Raw genomic sequence first — 20,917 nt, 5'->3', positions numbered from 1 at the left:
AACTCCTTTCTCTGCAAACCATAGGGATCGTTTTATTGTATGTTTATCTTATCATATGGGAATAAATTGGAAAAGACATTTAAGGAAAACGTCATAAATTGACAGAAAAAAGAAAAAGAAGACAGGACATGGCACGACGTCCGCAGGTGAGCCGCCAGGACATGCGCCGGGAGAGCCGCCGAATACAAAAAACGCCCCGCCAAAAGCGGAGCGAAAATTTCAAGGGGGACCGGGCGGTTGCCCGCCCGGCATGAGTATGAAAAAGCTTTGTGTGTTCAAGTGAATCACTTGAAACAAAGGCAGGTTATCCTTTCGGATAACGTAATTGTATTATAGGGAAGAAATGTGTCCAAAGTGTGTAGGCGCGATTAAAAAAAAATGGCTCTGTCACAACAAATGGTTGATTTTTGACGAGAAATAGCGTATAATAATAGTAAGAAACAGTACCACCGAAGGAGGTAATTGGATATGCCTACTATCAAAGACGCATTAGATATTATCGGTAAGTTGACTGTCGCAGAGCAGGAAAGCCTTAAAACAATGCTTTTAAGTCCTGCCTTTGTAAAGTCTTTGAATATTGAAGATTTCGTAGCAAAGGAACGCTTTGCAAATGGTCGTGTATGCCCTCTTTGTGGCTGTATCCATGTGGTTCGCAATGGTCATCGTAAAGATGGCACACAGCGATATGTATGTAAGGATTGTGGCAAGTCCTTCGTGATTGCTACGAACTCCATTGTGTCTGGTACAAGAAAAGACTTGTCCGTGTGGGAGCAGTACATTGATTGTATGATGAATGGCTTATCCATTCGTAAGACTGCTGTTGCTTGTGGGATTCACAGAAACACCGCATTCCTTTGGAGACACAAGATTTTGGATGCACTTCAGAATATGGCAGACGATGTTACCCTTGACGGCATTATTGAGGCTGACGAAACTTTTTTCGCCATCTCGTACAAGGGCAATCATAGCAAGAGTAAGACATTTGCTATGCCACGCAAGGCTCATAAGCGTGGTCATTCTACACATATCAGAGGCTTGTCCCAAGAAAAGGTATGTGTTCCTTGTGCGGTTAATAGGAATGGCTTGTCTATCTCCAAGATTACGAATACTGGTAGAGTTTCTACAAGAGATTTACATCATATTTATGATGGTAGGATTAAGACCAATTCCACTCTTGTTACGGACAAGATGAACTCCTATGTGAGATTTACAAATGCCAATAGCATTGACCTTGTGCAGTTAAAGACTGGCAAAGCCAAGAAAGGCATTTATAATATCCAACATATCAATAGCTACCATAGCCAGCTAAAGAGGTTTATGCGTGGCTTTAACGGTGTTTCTACCAAGTATCTGAACAACTATCTTGTGTGGAATAACCTTGTAAATTACGCCAAAGAAAGCGACATGGAGAAAAGGAACATCTTCTTAACTTTCGTTTTGGCAACATTGAAAACTGCTAAATGCAGAGATTTATCAAACAGACCAGCAGTTCCTCTGGTCGCCTAATTAGAATTTGTGGAGATGATAAGATGGTCAATATAACAGATGTAAAACAGATTCTTCAATTTGCAATAGATGCGGAGATTAAAGTCTTTCTTGATGGTGGCTGGGGTGTAGATGCTCTTCTTGGATATCAGTCAAGAGCCCATAATGATATTGACATTTTTGTAGAAAAGAACGATTATCAGAACTTTATAGAAATAATGAAAGCTAATGGCTTTTATGAGATTAAGATGGAATATACAACATTGAACCATACTGTATGGGAAGATTTGAAAAACAGAATTATTGATTTGCATTGTTTTGAATATACGGACGAAGGTGAAATTCTTTATGATGGGGATTGTTTTCCGGTAGAAACTTTTTCGGGTAAAGGAAGAATTGAGGAAATAGAGGTTTCCTGTATTGAACCATATAGTCAAGTAATGTTCCATCTGGGATACGAGTTTGATGAAAATGATGCACATGATGTGAAGTTATTGTGTGAGACACTTCATATCGAAATTCCAAATGAGTATAGATAACTGCAAATAACAGTTTATAGGGGAGTTCTGATACTCCCCTATAAAAATGGCTATTTATCAACTGTTTGTTGTGACATAGCCAAAAAAATAAACTTGCTAAAGCCGCAATGAAAAATAAAAAAAACTCTTTAAAAACCAAAGGGTTTTGTATATAATAAGATTGATATTTTGGGCCCTGCATGGGACATAATGAACATTATAACATAGAAAAGCAAATGGAATGACAGGAAAATTTGAGATTTTTCGGAAGAAACAGGAGGAAAACGCCAATGATGATGTCAAACGACATTGGAATTGATTTAGGTACAGCCAGCATTCTGGTTTACATTAAGGGAAAAGGCGTCGTATTGAAGGAGCCGTCCGTGGTGGCCCTGGATCGGGACACAAACAAGATTATCACCTTCGGAGAGGAAGCGCGCCTGATGATCGGCCGTACCCCGGGCAACATCGTGGCCGTCAGGCCCCTGAGAAAGGGCGTGATCTCCGATTATACGGTAACGGAGAAAATGTTAAAATATTTCATCGACAAGGCTGTGGGAAAGCGTACCTTAAGAAAGCCGCGGATCGCGGTCTGCATCCCCAGCGGCGCCACAGAGGTGGAAAAGAAGGCCGTTGAGGACGCCACCTACAACGCAGGCGCCAGAGAGGTCTGCATCATCGAGGAGCCGGTTGCGGCAGCCATCGGCGCCGGAATCGATATCTCCAAGGCCTGCGGAAACATGATCGTCGATATCGGAGGCGGTACGGCGGATATCGCCGTGATTTCCCTGGGAGGCACCGTTGTCAGCACGTCCATTAAAGTGGCTGGAGACGACTTCGACGAGGCCCTCGTCCGTTATATGAGGAAAAAACACAATCTTTTAATCGGTGAGAGGACGGCCGAGGAAATCAAGATCAACATCGGCGCGGCATACCGCCGCCCGGAGCTTGTGACCATGGAAGTACGCGGAAGGAACCTGGTGACGGGCCTCCCGAAGACCATCATCGTGACATCCGACGAGACCCTGGAGGCATTAAAAGAACCGGCGCTCCAGATCGTTGACGCCGTACACAGCGTCTTAGAGCGGACTCCGCCGGAGCTGGCGGCCGACATTTTTGACCGCGGCATCGTCCTTACGGGCGGCGGTTCCCTGCTTTCCGGCCTGGATGCCTTAATCGAGGAGAAGACGGGAATCAATACGATGATTGCCGAGGAGCCGCTTACGGCCGTGGCAATCGGAACAGGAAAATTCATTGAATTCGCCCATGGCGGCGGAAAGGGCGCAGACGACTAAAGCGCCTTTCACAGAGTGGGTATGGCGACAGTAAAAGGTTATGTTGAGAGAATTAAATACCGCAATGAGGATAACGGCTATTCGGTTTTAAGCGTCACCGATGGGAAAGAGGAGTACATCCTTGTGGGAACCTTCCATTATATAAGCGAAGGCGAGCTCATCGAGGCGACCGGCCGCATGGTGGAACATTCGATTTACGGCGAACAGCTTGCGGTGGAGAGCTATGAAATCAAGGCTCCCGAGGACACCCTTGCAATGGAACGGTATCTTGGCTCCGGTGCGATCAAAGGCATCGGAGCTTCCTTAGCTTCCAGGATCGTGAAAAAATTCGGCATGGACACCTTCCGGATCATCGAGGAGGAGCCGGAGCGGCTTGCGGAAATCAAGGGAATTTCCGAGCGCATGGCCATGGAGATCGGCAGCCAGGCCGCCGAGAAGCGGGACATGCGCCAGGCCATGATTTTCCTCCAGCAGTACGGGATTTCCATGAATCTGGCCGTGAAAATCTACCAGCAGTACGGGCCGTCCATGTACTCGGTGATTCAGGAGAACCCCTACCGGCTGGCCGATGACATCCGCGGCATCGGCTTTAAAATCGCAGATGAGATTGCGGCCAAAGTGGGGATTTTCACCGACTCCGACTACCGGATCAAGAGCGGCCTTTTTTACACGCTCCTTTCGGCCGTCGGAAACGGTCACACTTACCTGCCGGAGACGGAGCTCTGCAAAAATGCGTCGGAGCTTCTTAGCGTCGAGCCGGAGCACATGGAAAAGCACCTGATGGATCTCCAGATGGAGCGAAAGCTCATCGTGAAGGAAAAGGACGGCAGGCGGATCGTCTATCCGGCTCAGTTTTACTACATGGAGCTCAACACGGCGCGGATGCTCCATGACTTAAACGAAAAGGATTATGTTCCGGCGGAGCAGGTGAAAAAGCGGCTTTTGGAGCTTTCGGAGACCGGCGGCCCGGAGCTCGACGAACATCAGGAGGAGGCCGTGATCCAGGCCGTGAACAGCGGCCTTTTAATCATCACCGGCGGCCCGGGAACGGGAAAGACGACGACCATCAACATGATTATTCGCTATTTTGAAAAGGAAGGCCTGGAAATTTTGCTGGCGGCTCCCACGGGGCGGGCTGCAAAGCGGATGTCCGAGGCCACGGGACATGAAGCGAAGACGATCCACCGGCTTCTGGAGCTTACGGGAATGCCGGGGGCGCCGGGCTTCGGCGGAAAGAGTGATGCTTCGGGAAACGGGCAGGCGGCCGGGACGGCGTCTTTCGGAAGCTCAGAGAGCCGTCTGGAGGGCATGCATTTTGAGCGGAACGAGACGAATCCCCTGGACGGCGACGTCATCATCATCGACGAGATGTCCATGGTGGACATCAGCCTGATCCATTCGCTTTTAAAGGCTGTGACCGTGGGCACGCGGCTCATCCTGGTGGGCGATGTGAACCAGCTTCCCAGCGTCGGGCCGGGAAATGTCCTGCGGGACATCATCGAATCCGGGAAGTTCCCGGTGGTGAAGCTTACGAAGATTTTCCGGCAGGCGGCCCAGAGCGACATCGTCGTAAACGCCCATAAAATCAACGCCGGCGAGCAGGTGCCTCTAAACAAGCGGAGCCGGGATTTCCTGTTTATCCGGCGGGAGAATCCGGCCGATATCATAAAGGACATGATGGTGCTTGTGAAAGACAAGCTCCCCAATTACGTGAATGCCGAGATGTCGGAGATCCAGATTATGACGCCCATGCGAAAGGGCGCCCTGGGCGTGGAACAGCTTAACAAGGTGCTCCAGGAGAGCTTCAACCCGCCGTCGCTGGGTAAAGAGGAAAAAGAGTCCGGCGGCACCGTCTTCCGGGTCGGCGACAAGGTCATGCAGATTAAAAACAACTACCAGATCGAGTGGGAAATCCGGAACCGCTATGGGATCCCTGTGGAAAAGGGAGAGGGGATTTTTAACGGCGACACGGGTACTGTCCGCGAGATCAACGGCTTTGCGGAGACGATGACCGTGGAATTCGACGAGGGGCGCATGGTGGAATACGGCTTCAAACAGCTCGAGGAGCTGGAGCTGGCCTATGCAATCACCATACATAAGTCCCAGGGAAGCGAGTATCCGGCCGTGGTAATCCCGGTGCATAACGGCCCCAGGATGCTGATGACGCGGAACCTGATTTACACGGCCGTCACCAGGGCGAAAAAATGCGTCTGCCTGGTGGGGCTTCCCGAGGTGTTTCAGGCCATGGTGGACAATGAGACGGAACAGAAGCGGTATTCAGGGTTAAAAGACAGGATCCTGGAAATCGAGTTCTAGTTTAAGAGGAAGTAAATTGAATCGAGATACATTTCTGAATGTTCTTTTTCCCCGCCGCTGCCCGGTGTGCGGGGAAATCACGGAGCCGGCCGGCAGTCTCATCTGCCGTGCCTGCTATCCGAGGCTTTCGCCTGTCAAATCGCCTGTGTGCAAAATCTGCGGAAGAGAGGTTTTATCGTCTGCCGAAGAGCTTTGCCGGGACTGCGCGCGTCGCAGGCCCTCGTTTTCCTATGGCATGGCGCTTTTCAATTACAACGAAACGGCAAAGCGTTCCATGGCGAAAATCAAATACGGGAATAAGCGGGAGTACCTGGATTTTTACGGGGCTGCCATGGCGGCGCGGTTCGGGAAGGCGGTCTGCCGCATGAGGGCCGATGTCCTTGTGCCGGTACCCATCCATCCGTCCAGACGCCGGGCGCGGGGCTTTAACCAGGCGGAGGTGCTGGCCGATGAGATCGGAAGGCGCTTAGGCGTCCCGGTGTACCCGAACCTTCTTGTGCGGACAAAAAAGACGGCGCCCCAGAAGGAGCTTTCTGCCGCAGAGAGGCTTAAAAACCTTTCAGGCGCCTTTGCCTTCGGGCGTCCCGGGGAGCGGTGGGAGCGAGCAGGGCTTCACCTGCTCATGGAAGGACATCTCTCAGACAGGAAAAAGCCGCCTGTCGTGCCGGAAACGGTGATCCTGGTGGATGACATTTACACGACCGGAAGTACCATGGAGGCGTGTGCCCGGGTTCTGTTAGAAAACGGTGTGAAAAACGTTTATTTTCTGGCCGTCTGCATCACGGGAGGACGGTAGATGCTGCCATTCTTTAAATGGCGGAAAATTCTTAAAAATACGCATGAAATGAAGGATTGTGCAGATAAAAACACTTGTCATTTCGCCTGCTATGACATATAATTGATGTATGACAGTGTGTTTCAGCGACTGACGGATGGGGTGCAGAAAAAGAAGCGCCTCTTTTTTTGGAAAAGGGTTGACAGCGTATGTACGGAGAGGGACAGGTCTGCGCTTTTTCATTTGTGACAGCTATCAACAGACGGGTTCTGTCTGCGGATTTGCCGCAGAGGGGAGTCGTTTGTTTCCGCTTATGGTGAGAACGGTTGGAGACCGCCGGGAAAATTGCAGGGCAGTGTACCTGACGGACGGGGATGTGCAGAACGGGTGATATGGTATGGAAAAGCAGTTTGAGTTTGCCGAAACAATCAACAAGCGCATAAAGAATATGCGGGACGGAGAGATGGCCGCCCTTTTTCTGGTGTCTGTGGAAACGGGAGATGGATGGGACGCAGAAAACGGCGGAATTCCCAATGCCGGCCAGGTAAAGAAGACACTGGCACGCTTTTTCAGGGAGACGGATATCATTGAACACCTGGAAGGGGAGAAGTTTCTTGTCTTTCTTCAGGGAAAAATATCGGAGAGTGTCGTGCGCGGGAAGTTAGACATGCTGTGCGATGCTCTCCGGTATGCGGAAGAGGAATTTTCCAACGTGAAGCTGACGGACAGGATCGGAATTTATCTTTTCCGGGATTCCTCGAAAAACTTTCCTGTGGTACTGGAAATGGCGGAGTATGCGGCGGAGCTTGCGAAAACAGAGACTTCTGATAAATATTATGTGTACAGTGACCCGGAGGCCGACCGTGTCAGGTTCCTGGGGGATGAGGCGTCAGCAGCGCAGAATCCGGAAGCCTGCCCGGAGGAGACGGTACGCATCCTTGAAGCGGGGGATGAGATCCGGATCCTTTATTCCGGGCCTGCCCGCTCCGCTTCATACAGGATAGATCCGGCAGACCTGGTACTCTATGAGGATGTAGTGAGGGAGGCCGCGAGAAAAGGCGAGGCAGATTGCAGGTGCCGCGTCTCAGAAGACGGGCTCCAGTGGACGTCCTGCCGGCTCCGGTTCCTGTGCATCCGCCCTGCGGGAGAAAAGCCGCCGGTTGTCCTGGAACTGATCCGGAATCCTTTTGAACTGAAGCGGATGAACTGGCGGCAGAACCTGTACCGGGAGTGGCTTGGCTTTACCCTGAAGCATTCGGATTTCCTTTTGTGGGATGTGGATGTCCGGACGCGGCAGTTCCGCATGTTTTATACGGATAGACGCGAAGCCGGCCCTTACGACGTGTACGAGAATTTCCCGGAATCGCTGATTGAAAACGGCCGGGTTCATGAGGATTCCGCCAGGGACTTCCGGAAATTTGCCGGGGATATGTTAAACGGAAATCCCGGCGACAGCGGAAATTTTATCCTGCGTCACAGAAGGACGAATGTTTACAGTTGGTGTTCCATGTCCTATAAGATGATGTATGATGAAAAAGGAAGGCCGTTCCGCGTCCTGGGAATCAGAGAAAATATATCGGATTTTTCGGAGGGGCAGACAGGTTCCCTATATCGGAGGTCAATACCGGAATGCATCTATCCCCACCTGTTCTGTTATCTCCAGGTAAACCTGACAGAGGATTTTGTGGAAAAACTCCAGGTGGAGGGCAGTGACCGTGCAAGCCTGGATGGGTACAGGAAATACACCTCCTTTTTAAAGAACGGGATCGGCACTCTTTTCACCAGAGAGGAAGAAGACAGCATCCAGAGAAAATTCGGCAGAAAGAGGCTCCTGGCAGATCTGGATCAGGGGCGCAGATGGATTGTGGAACGCCTCCGGTTCGTGGATGCCCAGGGGCGGATCCGCTGCGGGCTGATCGGCGCCAATCTGGCACGGGATGAAAATACCGGCGATGCTTTCCTGTACTCGTATTTGTGTACCATGGACGAGAAATGGAAGTGGGAAACCGGCATGCTTTTTTCTGTCTCGAGAGATCAGGAAACAGGGCTCTGGTCGAAGGAATCGGTTCGTGCCGCGGCCAAATATATGATGGGCATGCCGGAGACCGTCCAGGGTACCGTCTGCCTGATCCGGATTGAGGGGCTTAAGGATCTTTCTGAGGGAAGAAGAGCGAAACGGGAAAAAGCAAATCTGGGAGCGGCGTTCAGCGTCTTTCTGGGAACCGAGTGCCTGGCGGGCTGGCAGAGTGAGGACAGCATTGTAGTCTTCCTTCCGGGAGAACAGAACCGGCGGAGTATTTCCAGGTGGCTCCAGAGTGCCCTTGTTTTTGTGCGGGTTTCTTTAAAAGAGGTGCCGGAAATCCAGCAGCTCCGGTTTGCTGCCGGAGTTGTTTTTGGGGAGAAATGCTCGAAGGATTACGACAAGATGCTGGAAGCGGCTGAAATGCTCTGCTTAAGCCACAGCACGGATGCGGTGGACGCCGTTGTGTTTCAGGAGGGCGATAAGGTGCCGGTCCAGAGCGGGATGAGGCCGAACGGCATCATTCCGGAAGGCGTTTCGATGGAAGCAACAGAAATGCACAGCGAGCTGACAGATCAGGAAAAGGACGTGGCCCTGGAGTGCATGAGCATTCTTTTAAAGGCAGATGCTTACACGGATCCAATGGAAAAGGTCTTTGAAAATCTGGGCAGCTATTATGGCGCAGACAGGCTTTATATCCTGGCATTTTCAAAAAAAGATAAAAGCGCGGCCATTCTTCAGGAGTGGTGCCGGGAAGGGAAAATTGTCCTCCGTGATTCGGTCTATGGAAAGCACCTGGAAGATTTCCCTGTTCTTGCGCGCTGCCTTGCAGGCGGAGAGCCGCTGTTTTTGTCTAAGCCGATGGAAAAGAGCGGGAAAGAGACAGAAGACAGAGGGAATGGGGTGTGGAAATTCTTCGTCTCCCCGATGAAAGATCAGTCGGATATGTCGCTGCTTTTCTGTATGGAAAACCCGGTCAAGGGCGATCAGAAGATGGCTCTTGTCGGGAAAATACTGGAGTATTCGGAGGCCTGGTTCGTGCAGGAGAAACAGCAGGCGGAACGAAGATGGGAGTCCCCGCACTTTTTGTTTCCTGGCCTTCGCTCTTATATGGATGCGATTTATTCGCTGGATTCCAGCATGTACAGCGCCATGGGAGTCCTGGCGGTGGACGCTATCCCGCATCCGAAGCCTGCCGGCGATGAGGAGAGGGACGGCACCAGCCGGTTCGAGCTGCGCGCTTCGGAGATTTTGACGGATGTTTTCGGCAGCAGCCTTCTTTTCCATACCCAGAAGGCGGAGTATGTGGTGCTATGCACCAACACGACATATGATGGCTTTGTAAGCCGGTGCGGCCGCGTCAGGGCTCTTCTCGACAAACAGTTTTCCGGGCAGTTCCGGATGGGGCACACCTGGTCGGACGGTATATTTAATGCCAGGGATCTGGTGGACAAAGCCAGGAACCTGATGTACTGCGACATTTCTTACGAAAACAGGCCGTCGGAGTGGTCGCTGATCGAAAAAAGGAATGGGAGCTGTCAGGAAAAGGAAATCAAGAGAAAACAGGAGACAGGGAAATTTACGATTTACCTTCAGCCGAAAATCGACATCCGGACAGGGATGCTGGTTGGGGCGGAGGCCCTTGTCCGCGTCATGGATTCCGACGGCAGCCTGCTTCCCCACGGAAAGATCATCGATCAGATGGAGAAGGAAGGGACAATTCAGGAGCTGGATTACTTTGTCTTCGATCAGGCCTTGTCGGTTTTAAGCCAGTGGAAACAAAAAAATTTCCAGCCATATTCGATTTCAACGAATTTTTCGCGGAAAACCCTGCTGAATCCCACGGCACTGGCGTCGCTTCTGGCGATTCTCAGCCAGTATCCGGAGGTTCCCCTGGATCAGGTGGAGATGGAGATCACAGAGACGGCAGGAGATTTTGAAAACAACACATTCTCGGCGATGATCGACCAGTTCCAGGAATACGGGTTCCAGTTTTCCCTGGATGATTTCGGCTCCCGCTATTCCAACCTGTCCATGCTGTCGGATATCCGCTTCCATTCGGTGAAGCTTGACCGAAGCATGGTTCGGGGAATTACCGGAAACCAGATCAGTCAGATGATGGTGAAAAATATTGTAAAAATCTGCCGCAGGACAGGAATGATCTGTATTGCGGAAGGGGTGGAAACCCCGGAACAGGCGTCGGCCCTTTTGAAGGTAGGCTGCATTTACGCCCAGGGCTATTATTACGGACGGCCGATGCCGGTGCAGGAATTTGAGGAAGCTTACCTGAATCATCAAGGCCCGGCCGCGGAAGCCGGTTTATACCAAAGCAAGCAGTAGGAGGTTTCGATATGGAACAGAAGCGTACAAAGAAAGAAGAGAAGGGACACGGCCTTGCAAACCAGGTTCCCGTGGTGGGAATCGGTGCATCGGCCGGCGGCCTGGAGGCACTTCAGCAGTTCTTTTATCATATGTCGGCGAACAGCGGCCTGGGGTTTGTGGTGATCCAGCACCTGTCGCCGGATTATAAGAGCCTTATGGCGGATATTCTGGGAAAATACACGCCCATGGCAGTAATCCAGGCGGAGAACAATATGGCGGTGGAGGCCAATAAGGTGTATGTGATTCCGCCAAAATGCAACATCTCCTTCCGCGGCGGCAGGCTTTATTTAAGCGAGTACGACCACGGCGCCTTAAACCACCCCATTGATATTTTCTTTACCTCCCTGGCCGAGGAGAAAAAGGAGTCGTCGGTGGCGATTGTGCTTTCGGGAACTGGTTCCGACGGAACCAACGGCATTAAAGCTGTCAAGGAGCGCGGCGGCCTTGTTATCGTCCAGGATCCGGAGAACGCCAAGTTTGACGGAATGCCGAGAAGCGCCATTGGGACGAACCTGGTGGATTATGTGCTGCCGGCCAGCGAGATTGCCGACGAGCTGATCCATTTCTTCCAGCACCATGTGAGCATTGAGCCGGAGGAAGAGGGCTTTTTCACCGACGAAGAGAGCTTTTCCCATATCTATGCCGTCATGAAAAAGGAGAGAGGCATCGACTTTACTTATTATAAGAGGACGACCCTGTTTCGGCGGATCGAGCGCCGGATGATGGTAACGCACAGCAGCAGTCTTGCGGAGTATGCGAAATATCTGGACAGCAACCAGGATGAGATCGACGTGCTGGTGAAGGAAATCTTAATCGGCGTCACGAACTTTTTCCGTGATCCTGCCTTTTTTGAAAAGCTAAAGACGCGGGCCATCTACCCCATCATCCAGGGAACCCAGGAGCATGAATCCATCCGTGTATGGAGTGCCGGCTGTTCCACCGGTGAGGAGGCCTATTCCATCGCCATCCTGTTTAAAGAGGTTATGGAGGAACTGGGGATTCGCAGGGATGTGAAGATTTTTGCCACGGATATCGACGTAAAGGCCATCGAGCAGGCCGGGCGCGGCGTCTTTTCCGACAGCATCATCGACGACGTTTCCACGGAGCGTCTTTCCAAATACTTTACGAAGCGCGGCGACCAGTACCATATCAGCAAGGACATCCGCCGCATGATCGTTTTCGCGCCCCACAACATGCTGTCGGATCCGCCCTTCGGGAAGCTGGATCTCATAAGCTGCCGGAACGTGATGATTTATTTCCAGCCGATTCTCCAGAGGGGGCTTTTTGCAATCTTCCACTCTGCCCTGAAAAACGGCGGCTACCTGTTTTTAGGAAAGAGCGAGACGGCCAACGAGTATTCCAACGTGTTTAAGCTGGCATGCAGTGCGGAAAAAATCTACATCCACGACGGTTCCGGGCGGAGCGACAATCTCTCCACGCCGACGTTCAACATCCCGAATATTCAGACCGTGGTGCCGAAAACCACAGGTGCGGCCGGGCGTGATCTCCCGGAATCCGGCATGGAGACGGTGTACACCCAGTTTTTAGAGAAATATATGCCGGCGTCCATCGTGTTAAACGGCTCCAACGACGTGATCCATTTCTTCGGAAATTATCTGGATTATGTTTCCATTGCGCCGGGGAAGGCCTCCTTCAACCTGTTTCACATCATCCATAAGGATTTAAGCCTGGCGGCTTCCACGGCACTCAGCCGGTGCCGTTCGGAACATACGCCTGTTACATATTCGGGGATTGTCGTAAACACCGTTGCAGGGAGAAAGGTGATCGACCTGAGCGTGAGCCCGATTCTCCTGCCAGGCGGAAAAGAGAGCGGGCTTACGGCCATGCTGTTTTTGGACGGCGCGGAAAAGGAAGCGGAGCCGGACGGCGTTACGGAGAAGTATGATATCGACAGGACGGCGGCCCGCCGCATCGTGGATCTGGAGCAGGAGCTTCAGGAATCCCAGAATGACTTGACGAAGACCATTGCGGAGCTGGAGACCGTGAATGAGGAGCTCCAGGCGGCAAATGAAGAGCTTCTGACGGCCAACGAGGAGCTTCAGAGTTCCAACGAAGAGCTCCAGTCGGTCAATGAGGAGTTATACACAGTCAACACCGAGTTCCAGCAGAAGGTGGACGAGCTGATGACCATGACAAACGACTTGTCCAACTTCCTTTCGTCGACGATGATCGGTATCCTGTTCGTGGACGGGAACCTGAACATCCGCAAATTCACGGAATATATCGGACGGGAATTTCAGCTCATGGATCAGGATGTGGGACGCTCGATCCAGATTTTTGCCCACAGCTTCCCCTATGAAAAGATCGTGGAGGACGCGGAGAATGTGTTAAAGAACCTGACGCCCATCGACCGGGAGGTGGTTGCCACAAACGGCCAGTTCTATACCCTGAGGATCGCGCCCTACCGGACGACGGAAAACAGCATCAAAGGTCTGGTTATCACGATTATCGACAGCCTTGGGACGAAAGAGACAAAGACGGAAAAGACAGAAGAGAAAAAGGAAAACTGATCGCCGCACTTCTTGCATTCGCCGGCCGGATGGAATATAATGGCTCAAAGCTTTTATGACGGCAGTCGGAGAGGAGACGGGACATGATTGAAATTCGGGCGGCGAAAGAGCAGGATATGGAGGCGGTTCTTTCCATATATAACTATGAGGTGATGCATGGGACGGCAACCTTTGACGTGGTGCCGCGGACGATGGAAGAACAGATGGACTGGTTCCGCCGCCATGACGGCGGCCGGCATCCGGTTCTCGTGGCGGTCGAAGACGGCCGGGTGGTGGGCTTTGCAAGCCTTTCGGCTTACCGCGACCGGGCGGCCTACGATGCCACGGCGGAGCTTTCCATGTATGTGGACGCAGCGTACAGACGGCGCGGCATTGCCAGGGCGCTTTTGCAGGCACTGTTTGCCGGAGCCAGGGAGCGCGGGCATATCCGCACGGTGATTTCCGTCATCGGCGGGGAAAACACGGCGAGTCTGGCGCTTCACAGGGAATTCGGGTTCCGCGAGGTTGGGACGTTTCACGAGGTCGGAGAAAAATTCGGCCAGCTTCTTGATACGCACCTGATGCAGCTCATGCTTTAAAGGCGGAGCAGGTTTTCCTAAAGGAAAAACCGATGGAAGAGGGCAGTGCCATGAAAAATCCAATGGGTAAAGGGCCATGGAAGCTCTTGCGCCCATGGGCATACCGATGTAGAATATAAGATGTCCGCTGTGCGGCCATGGCAGCCTCCGGCGGAACCAGGCGCCCGGTGTTTTCCGGCAGACGGAAAAGCGGTACGCGCCGCGAAAAAGCCCGGGGACGGGCGCAGAATACGATAGAATCGGAAAATGGAGGTTATGCCAATGGAAAAGATTGTGGATGCCAAGGGGTTTGCGTGCCCGCAGCCGGTTTTGATGGCAAAAGATGCATTAAAGGGAATGACAGAGGGAGAACTCAAGGTTCTTGTGGACAATGAGATCTCCGTACAGAACCTGACAAAGCTCGGAAAGAGCTGCGGTCTTGAGGTGACGTCCGGCAAGAAGGCCGAGGCAGAGTTTGAGGTTGTGTTCCATGTGACGGAGAGCGCAGCCGCGGCCATGGCTTCGAACGATGAGATCGCATGCAACCCGGATGAGAGAAAGAAAGGCCTTGTAGTCGTTATTTCCTCGGATCAGATGGGAAACGGAAACGAGGAGCTTGGAAAGATTTTAATGAAGGGCTTCATCTTTGCCCTGACGAAGCTTGATGCACTGCCGGAGACGGTTCTCCTTTACAACGGCGGCGCGAAGCTTTCCGTAGAGGGTTCCGAGTCTCTCGACGATCTGAAGATGCTGGAGGCTCTGGGTGTGGAGATCTTAACCTGCGGTACCTGCTTAAACTACTACGGGCTGTCCGAGAAGTTAGCAGTCGGAAATGTCTCGAACATGTACGAGATCGCAGAGAAGATGACTCTGGCCGGGTCGGTTGTACGGCCATAAAGGATATTCATGTGCGAGGAGCGGGCAGGGAAATTCTTCCCTGCCCGATTGTTATATTTCTTCATGATCTTCCACTTCGCTGCTGTCGTACTCCAGCAAATCTTCCATGCGGCAGCCGAGCGCTTTAGAGAGAGCGAGAAGCGTGACTGCGGCAGCCTTGTTTATGTCTTTGGCACGGATTTCGTACTGCTGTAAAGTACGCAGATTGACGCCGACCTTTCCGGCAAGCTCCCTCTGTGAATAGCCGCAGATTTTACGCTGTGATTGCAGGCGTGTCGGCAGGTTCTTTTTTCGTATCATACGGTTCACAGTATCCACAAATTTCTTTTCAGAAGCTTCGTGCAGAGTGGGATAGAGCTTTTCAATTTCCTGCATGGTGATATGCTTCTGAATTTCCCTGAAGCTGCGCCCGGTGTACCACTGGTAATAGGCGAGGATCCAGCCGCACCAATACTGCGGCGAATAGTCATAGTCAGTCTGGGCCTGCGGGAAGTCTGTTTCTGCTCCTGACTTTGTGAGAACGTCCATCACAAGCTCCGTACCAGATACGCCGGAAACGTATTTGGGAGCACCGGCGGCAAAAGGTTCGGCATAGCCTGTGCCGATAAACAGATTAAGAAATTCATCCATTGTTATGTGACAGCTGTTTGCGGCGTAGTCCATCGCTTCGCCCAGGCACCTCATGGCATCATCCAGATACTGATTATCGTAAGCGCGGATCATCTGGTTTCACCTCCTCGCGGATGATATCCCGCATATACAGGCCGTCGATATCATCCCGCTCAAGCTCTGCCCGGAAAGAAGCTCTTGCTTCATCATCCCGAGCCTTTCTTTTTGCATAATACTCCGTATTATCCGCAATTTCATAAGAAACGAACCGAATTTTTTCAAAAGCGGCAGGGCTTTTCAAAACGAACTGTTCGCCGAGCCTGCCAAGGCGCATGGCATAGGAGAGCTGTGCCAGTGAAATTTCGTTATTCACGAACGATCTTGCAAAAGAAAAATAGGAATCGTCCGCACGATATCCAACAACCACATCATAAGATGTCAGATCAATGAGGAAATGCTCTCTCAGCCAATCGGCCCCGCGCTTCATGACAGGAGTGGAAATACGGAATCTTCGGTACTTCATCAGCAGAGCCAGCCAATGCAGAATCGTGTATTCATCGGCGGAGAGATTCAGAATCGCAAGACCATCCGTGTCCATTTCATATTTGTTTGCATAGCCGTCTATGTTTTCCGTACAGGCCCATTCTTTTGCAAGCTCCGGATGTTCCGTGCAGTAAAAGCCCTGTCCGTAGTCATTATAGGGTTTGCCCTTTCCCAGCACAGGCGTTTGAATAATATCAGGGGAACCGTGATATAGGATTCGTCTGCTCATTTTATCCCTCCATACTTCCAAAGAGTTATATTACTTATATTATACTTCCAAAGAAGTATGAAGTCAATGCACCGAAAGAAAAATCCCGCAAAAATCCATGGAAACTCAGGGAGAAATACCTTGACGTCCCATTATTTCTATGATACAATGGTCGGGCGAATGGAAGAACATAGGTCTTTTTTTTATGCTCAAAATTACGATAGCAAAGCAGGGAAAAAGGCCGCCTTACTAAGAATTAAACGGAGGTGGAAGTTGTGCGTACAAAAATTACACTGGCATGCACAGAATGCAAGCAGCGCAATTACAACATGACGAAGGATAAGAAGACTCATCCGGACCGCATGGAAACAAAGAAATACTGCAGATTCTGCAAGAGACACACGATGCACAAAGAAACTAAGTAATCCGGTTTTCAAAAGGACGTGAATTATGGCAGAAAAAGTAAGTAATGAGAAGGCCCCTAAAAAGGACTTCATCAAAGGCTTAAAATCCGAGTTCAGGAAAATTATCTGGCCGAACAAGGAAGACCTGACGAAAAACACGATTGCCGTCGTTTCTGTGACTGTTGCATTGGGCGTGCTGATTGCAGTCCTTGACCTGATTATCAAATTTGGTCTGAATCTGTTGATTGGTTAAGGATGAGGTGAGCATATGTCGGAAGCACAATGGTATGTTGTACACACTTATTCCGGATACGAGAATAAGGTAAAGGTTGACATCGAAAAGACAATCGAGAACAGGGGTCTTCAGGAGCAGATCTTAGAGGTTTCCGTCCCGATGGAAGAAGTTGTGGAGCTGAAAAACGGTACTCAGAAGCAGGTGGAGCGCAAGATGTTCCCGGGCTACGTGCTGATCCATATGATCATGAACGATGATACATGGTATGTAGTCAGGAATACCCGCGGCGTGACCGGATTCGTGGGACCGGGTTCCAAGCCTGTGCCTCTGACTGAGGAGGAGATGCAGAACCTCGGCTTTAAGACACCCGGAGTCGTCGTTGAGTTTGCCGTCGGAGATACCGTGGTCGTCACGGCCGGCGCATGGAAGGATACGGTCGGTGTCGTAAGAACCGTCAACGAATCCAAACAGTCCCTTACGATCAACGTCGAAATGTTTGGCCGGGAAACGCCGGTTGAACTGAATTTTTCAGAAGTTAAGAAGATGTAGCCGGATCCATGCCGGAGACATCGTGACAGCGTGGGAGGGAAATCCCCGACATTACCACATAATTTAGGAGGTGCCGAATTATGGCAAAGAAAGTAACTGGTTATATTAAACTGCAGATTCCGGCTGGAAAGGCTACGCCGGCTCCGCCAGTTGGTCCGGCTCTTGGACAGCACGGTGTAAATATCGTACAGTTCACGAAGGAGTTCAACGCCAGGACGGCTGATCAGGGCGATATGATTATCCCGGTCGTTATCACCGTATATGCGGACAGAAGCTTCAGCTTCATCACCAAGACTCCGCCGGCTGCCGTATTGTTAAAGAAGGCCGCTAAGATCAAATCCGGTTCTGCTACCCCCAACAAGACGAAGGTAGCTACCCTGTCCAGAGCAGAGGTTCAGAAGATCGCCGAGCTGAAAATGCCGGATCTCAATGCTGCAAGCATCGAAGCTGCTACCAGCATGATCGCAGGAACCGCAAGAAGCATGGGTATCAAGGTAGAGGACTAATCCGGCTGGCGCCGATACACGGCGCAGACAATCCGGCAACATGAACGTGGGAGGGAAATCCCCGTCAACACCACAGGAGGTTATTTAGAATGAAAAGAGGAAAAAGATACGTAGAAGCGGCAAAAGCTATCGACCGCGCTACTCTTTATGATACGGCAGAGGCCATCGCACTTGTAAAGAAGGCCGCTGTTGCAAAGTTCGACGAGACGATTGAGGTTCATTTAAGAACAGGCTGCGACGGACGTCATGCTGACCAGCAGATCCGCGGCGCTGTTGTTCTGCCCCACGGAACCGGCAAGACGGTCAGAATCCTTGTATTCGCAAAGGGACCGAAGGCCGACGAGGCAGCCGCAGCAGGCGCAGATTACGTTGGAGCTGAGGAGCTGATCCCGAAGATCCAGAACGAAGGCTGGCTGGATTTCGACGTTGTCGTTGCTACCCCGGACATGATGGGCGTTGTTGGTCGTCTCGGCCGTGTACTTGGACCGAAGGGCTTAATGCCGAACCCGAAGGCTGGTACCGTTACGATGGATGTTACCAAGGCCATCAACGATATCAAGGCTGGTAAGATCGAGTACAGACTTGACAAGACAAACATTATCCATGTGCCAGTAGGTAAGGCTTCTTTCACAGAAGAACAGTTGGCGGACAACTTCCAGACGCTTATGGATGCAATCATCAAGGCAAAACCGAGCACCGTTAAGGGCGCTTACTTAAAGAGCGTAACCATGACTTCCACCATGGGCCCGGGCATCAAGTTAAACGTGGCAAAATTAGTGAACTAATTTCCCGTTTTAACAGGAAAAGTGATTGACATTCCGAATATATCATGATACAATACGCGAGTATTGAATGCCGAAGACAGCAGGTGCCGCAAGGCGTAAGGTAGAAACACCTGCCGAGGAACATACAAAACTCACACCGGAATTTTGTAGGCTTCTTCGTCTTTGGGCGGAGAAGCCTTTTTCCATAAAAATGGTTTTGAGTGCTGTGACGGCTTTACAATACTGACGGGCCGCATCCTGCGGCTGTCCCAAAATAAAACAGGAGGTAAACCATTCATGGCAAAAGTTGAATTAAAACAGCCAATCGTAGCTGAGATTGCTGAGCTTTTCAACGGAGCGAAATCCGCTGTTGTCGTTGACTACCGCGGACTGACTGTTGAGCAGGATACAATCCTTCGTAAGCAGTTAAGAGAAGCCGGCGTTACTTATAAAGTATATAAGAACACCATGATCCGCTTCGCTGCAAAGGGAACAGAGTTCGAGGCTCTTGAGGCTAATCTTGAAGGACCGACAGCATTGGCAGTATCCAAGGAAGATGCTACCGCTCCGGCAAGAATTTTAGCTCAGTTCGCTAAGACGGCTGACAAGCTCGAATTAAAGGGCGGCGTCGTTGAGGGAACATACTATGACCAGAAGGGCATCCAGGTGATCGCTACCATCCCGTCCAGAGAAGAACTTCTCGGAAAGCTGCTTGGAAGCATCCAGTCCCCGATTGCAAACCTGGCACGCGTCCTCAATCAGATCGCAGAGGCACAGAACGGCGGTTCTGCCGAGTCTGCGGAGGCATAAAAAAGGTTCCGGATCCGGGAACATACGGTGTCCCGGCCGTTCGGTCTGCGGCATAGCGTCCGAAAGGAGACAGGCCGCATAAAAGTTTCGTGGAAACAAAATCGTGTATAGAAAATATTTATGGAGGTAAATCATAATGGCAAAGTTAACTACCGCTGAATTTATCGAAGCTATCAAGGAATTATCCGTATTAGAATTAAACGAGTTAGTAAAGGCTTGTGAGGAAGAGTTTGGTGTATCCGCAGCAGCAGGCGTTGTTGTAGCAGCAGCAGGCGCTGGCGCAGGTGCAGCAGAGGAAGAGAAGACCGAGTTCGACGTAGAGCTTACTGAGGTTGGTCCGAACAAGGTTAAAGTTATCAAGGTTGTTCGTGAAGTTACCGGCCTTGGCCTTAAGGAAGCAAAAGACGTTGTTGACGGTGCTCCGAAGGTTCTTAAGCAGGGCGCTTCCAAGGAAGAGGCTAACGACATCAAGGCTAAGCTTGAGGCTGAGGGCGCTAAGATTACTCTTAAGTAATTCTGGGCGGAATTTCATACGATTTAAAACAGGGCTTTCCGGAGAAATCCGGGAGGCCTTTTTTTATTTCACGGGAACCTGGGTTTCCCATGAAGCAAAAGGCGCATCTCTCACCGATACACTTTTTCAATCCAACAAAAAAATCTATACATTTTTCCGATTGGACGCTGGAAAACGAATCCACTATAATGTAGCTGTTATGTAAAAAAAGGAGAAGCAGTATGTTGAGTCTTGGCATTGATTCCGGCTCCACGATGACGAAGGGCGTCCTGTTTGACGGGACGAGCGTCACATCGTACCGGATGGAATCCACGGCCATGAATCCCGGAAAGGTTTTAAGAGAGCTTTATGCGAAGATGCATTCCGACGAAACGGGCATCGTCGTCACCACGGGATACGGCCGGGAGCTTTTAAAGGAAGCAGATAAAAAAATAACGGAAATCACCTGCCACGGCGCAGGCGCGGCCTACCTCTGTCCCGGCTGCGAGGCGGTCATCGACATCGGCGGCCAGGACTGCAAGGTGATCCTTTTGGACGGTCACGGGCAGATTACGGATTTCCTCATGAACGATAAATGTGCGGCGGGAACCGGCCGTTTTATGGAAATGATCATGGCGCGGATCGGAAGCGACATCAGCCATCTCGATGAGTTTGTAGCCGGCTGTACGCCGGTGCCCATCAACAGCATGTGCGCCGTGTTCGCAGAGAGCGAAATCGTAGGGCTTCTGGCGCAGGAGAAAAATCCCGGCGATATCGTCCTGGGCTGTGTCCACTCCATCTGCCGGCGGACGGCTGTGTTCGCCCAGAAACTGGCTCACGAAAATTCCAGGATTTTCTTTTCCGGCGGTCTGGCCCAGTCGGAGATCATGCGGGAAACCCTTGGGTATTATATGAAGGCAAAGAATATGTACACGGATCCGCTGGCCCAGTACACAGGCGCCATCGGAGCTGCCGTTTTAGGCTATCGCCGCATGGCGCGGTAGGACATACAAGAAAAAG

The 20,917-nt window shown here is 51.2% G+C and carries 19 protein-coding genes and 1 other annotated feature; of the genes, 17 read left to right on the top strand and 2 right to left on the bottom strand.

Features of this window, described 5'->3' with window-relative positions; translation table 11 throughout:
• Nucleotides 1-468 precede the first annotated feature (468 nt).
• The 9 genes from KE531_04715 to yedF all read left to right on the top strand — a co-directional run bounded on the left by KE531_04715 (nt 469) and on the right by yedF (nt 14,776).
• The gene (locus KE531_04715; GenBank protein MBR9952928.1) at nt 469-1,506 is read left to right on the top strand and encodes an IS1595-like element ISSag10 family transposase; all 1,038 of its coding nucleotides are present in this window, start codon (nt 469-471) and stop codon (nt 1,504-1,506) included.
• A gap of 23 nt (nt 1,507-1,529) precedes the next feature.
• Nucleotides 1,530-2,024: a lincosamide nucleotidyltransferase Lnu(C) gene (gene lnu(C), locus KE531_04710; GenBank protein ID MBR9952927.1), complete on the top strand. Its 495-nt coding sequence runs from the start codon at nt 1,530-1,532 to the stop codon at nt 2,022-2,024.
• A 269-nt stretch (nt 2,025-2,293) separates the two neighbouring features.
• The gene (locus tag KE531_04705) at nt 2,294-3,298 is read left to right on the top strand and encodes a rod shape-determining protein (protein MBR9952926.1); all 1,005 of its coding nucleotides are present in this window, start codon (nt 2,294-2,296) and stop codon (nt 3,296-3,298) included.
• A gap of 21 nt (nt 3,299-3,319) precedes the next feature.
• Complete coding sequence (tadA, locus tag KE531_04700) at nt 3,320-5,614, top strand: Flp pilus assembly complex ATPase component TadA (GenBank protein ID MBR9952925.1); 2,295 nt, start codon at nt 3,320-3,322, stop codon at nt 5,612-5,614.
• 16 nt (nt 5,615-5,630) lie between these two features.
• The gene (locus KE531_04695; protein ID MBR9952924.1) at nt 5,631-6,410 is read left to right on the top strand and encodes a ComF family protein; all 780 of its coding nucleotides are present in this window, start codon (nt 5,631-5,633) and stop codon (nt 6,408-6,410) included.
• A 376-nt stretch (nt 6,411-6,786) separates the two neighbouring features.
• The gene (locus KE531_04690) at nt 6,787-10,749 is read left to right on the top strand and encodes an EAL domain-containing protein (GenBank protein MBR9952923.1); all 3,963 of its coding nucleotides are present in this window, start codon (nt 6,787-6,789) and stop codon (nt 10,747-10,749) included.
• 11 nt (nt 10,750-10,760) lie between these two features.
• Complete coding sequence (locus tag KE531_04685; GenBank protein ID MBR9952922.1) at nt 10,761-13,322, top strand: PAS domain-containing protein; 2,562 nt, start codon at nt 10,761-10,763, stop codon at nt 13,320-13,322.
• Nucleotides 13,323-13,408: 86 nt separating this feature from the next.
• Nucleotides 13,409-13,900 carry an N-acetyltransferase gene (locus KE531_04680; GenBank protein ID MBR9952921.1) on the top strand — a complete coding sequence of 164 codons (492 nt, stop codon included), beginning with the start codon at nt 13,409-13,411 and terminating at the stop codon, nt 13,898-13,900.
• Between the two features lie 261 nt (nt 13,901-14,161).
• Nucleotides 14,162-14,776 carry a sulfurtransferase-like selenium metabolism protein YedF gene (gene yedF, locus KE531_04675; GenBank protein ID MBR9952920.1) on the top strand — a complete coding sequence of 205 codons (615 nt, stop codon included), beginning with the start codon at nt 14,162-14,164 and terminating at the stop codon, nt 14,774-14,776.
• A 51-nt stretch (nt 14,777-14,827) separates the two neighbouring features.
• Here the strand turns inward: yedF and KE531_04670 are convergent, their stop codons facing one another.
• Complete coding sequence (locus KE531_04670) at nt 14,828-15,499, bottom strand: helix-turn-helix transcriptional regulator (protein ID MBR9952919.1); 672 nt, start codon at nt 15,497-15,499, stop codon at nt 14,828-14,830.
• Nucleotides 15,480-16,157, bottom strand: a complete 678-nt coding sequence (locus tag KE531_04665) for a DUF3990 domain-containing protein (protein ID MBR9952918.1) — start codon at nt 16,155-16,157, stop codon at nt 15,480-15,482. Before KE531_04665 ends, KE531_04670 begins: the two co-directional genes overlap by 20 nt.
• A 254-nt stretch (nt 16,158-16,411) precedes the next feature.
• On the opposite strand from KE531_04665, the gene rpmG reads away from it, so the two are divergent.
• The 8 genes from rpmG to KE531_04625 all read left to right on the top strand — a co-directional run bounded on the left by rpmG (nt 16,412) and on the right by KE531_04625 (nt 20,901).
• Nucleotides 16,412-16,561, top strand: a complete 150-nt coding sequence (gene rpmG, locus KE531_04660) for a 50S ribosomal protein L33 (protein ID MBR9952917.1) — start codon at nt 16,412-16,414, stop codon at nt 16,559-16,561.
• Between the two features lie 25 nt (nt 16,562-16,586).
• Entirely contained in the window at nt 16,587-16,793 is a 207-nt protein-coding gene (gene secE, locus KE531_04655; GenBank protein MBR9952916.1) for a preprotein translocase subunit SecE, read from the top strand.
• 15 nt (nt 16,794-16,808) lie between these two features.
• A complete protein-coding gene (nusG, locus tag KE531_04650; protein MBR9952915.1) occupies nt 16,809-17,324 on the top strand; it encodes a transcription termination/antitermination factor NusG in 516 nt (171 codons plus the stop codon).
• 80 nt (nt 17,325-17,404) lie between these two features.
• Entirely contained in the window at nt 17,405-17,830 is a 426-nt protein-coding gene (gene rplK / locus KE531_04645; protein MBR9952914.1) for a 50S ribosomal protein L11, read from the top strand.
• 89 nt (nt 17,831-17,919) lie between these two features.
• Nucleotides 17,920-18,615 carry a 50S ribosomal protein L1 gene (gene rplA, locus KE531_04640; GenBank protein MBR9952913.1) on the top strand — a complete coding sequence of 232 codons (696 nt, stop codon included), beginning with the start codon at nt 17,920-17,922 and terminating at the stop codon, nt 18,613-18,615.
• 52 nt (nt 18,616-18,667) lie between these two features.
• Nucleotides 18,668-18,807 (top strand) — a sequence feature (ribosomal protein L10 leader region).
• Between the two features lie 84 nt (nt 18,808-18,891).
• Nucleotides 18,892-19,404 carry a 50S ribosomal protein L10 gene (locus KE531_04635; protein ID MBR9952912.1) on the top strand — a complete coding sequence of 171 codons (513 nt, stop codon included), beginning with the start codon at nt 18,892-18,894 and terminating at the stop codon, nt 19,402-19,404.
• 136 nt (nt 19,405-19,540) lie between these two features.
• Entirely contained in the window at nt 19,541-19,918 is a 378-nt protein-coding gene (gene rplL, locus KE531_04630) for a 50S ribosomal protein L7/L12 (protein ID MBR9952911.1), read from the top strand.
• A gap of 221 nt (nt 19,919-20,139) precedes the next feature.
• Nucleotides 20,140-20,901 (top strand): hypothetical protein, encoded by a 762-nt coding sequence (locus KE531_04625; protein ID MBR9952910.1) that lies wholly within the window; start codon nt 20,140-20,142, stop codon nt 20,899-20,901.
• Nucleotides 20,902-20,917 lie beyond the last annotated feature (16 nt).

The sequence above is a fragment of the Eubacteriaceae bacterium Marseille-Q4139 genome, from assembly GCA_018223415.1.
GTDB lineage: Bacteria > Bacillota > Clostridia > Lachnospirales > Lachnospiraceae > CABSIM01.
This window is presented reverse-complemented; position numbering and strand designations above follow the sequence as displayed.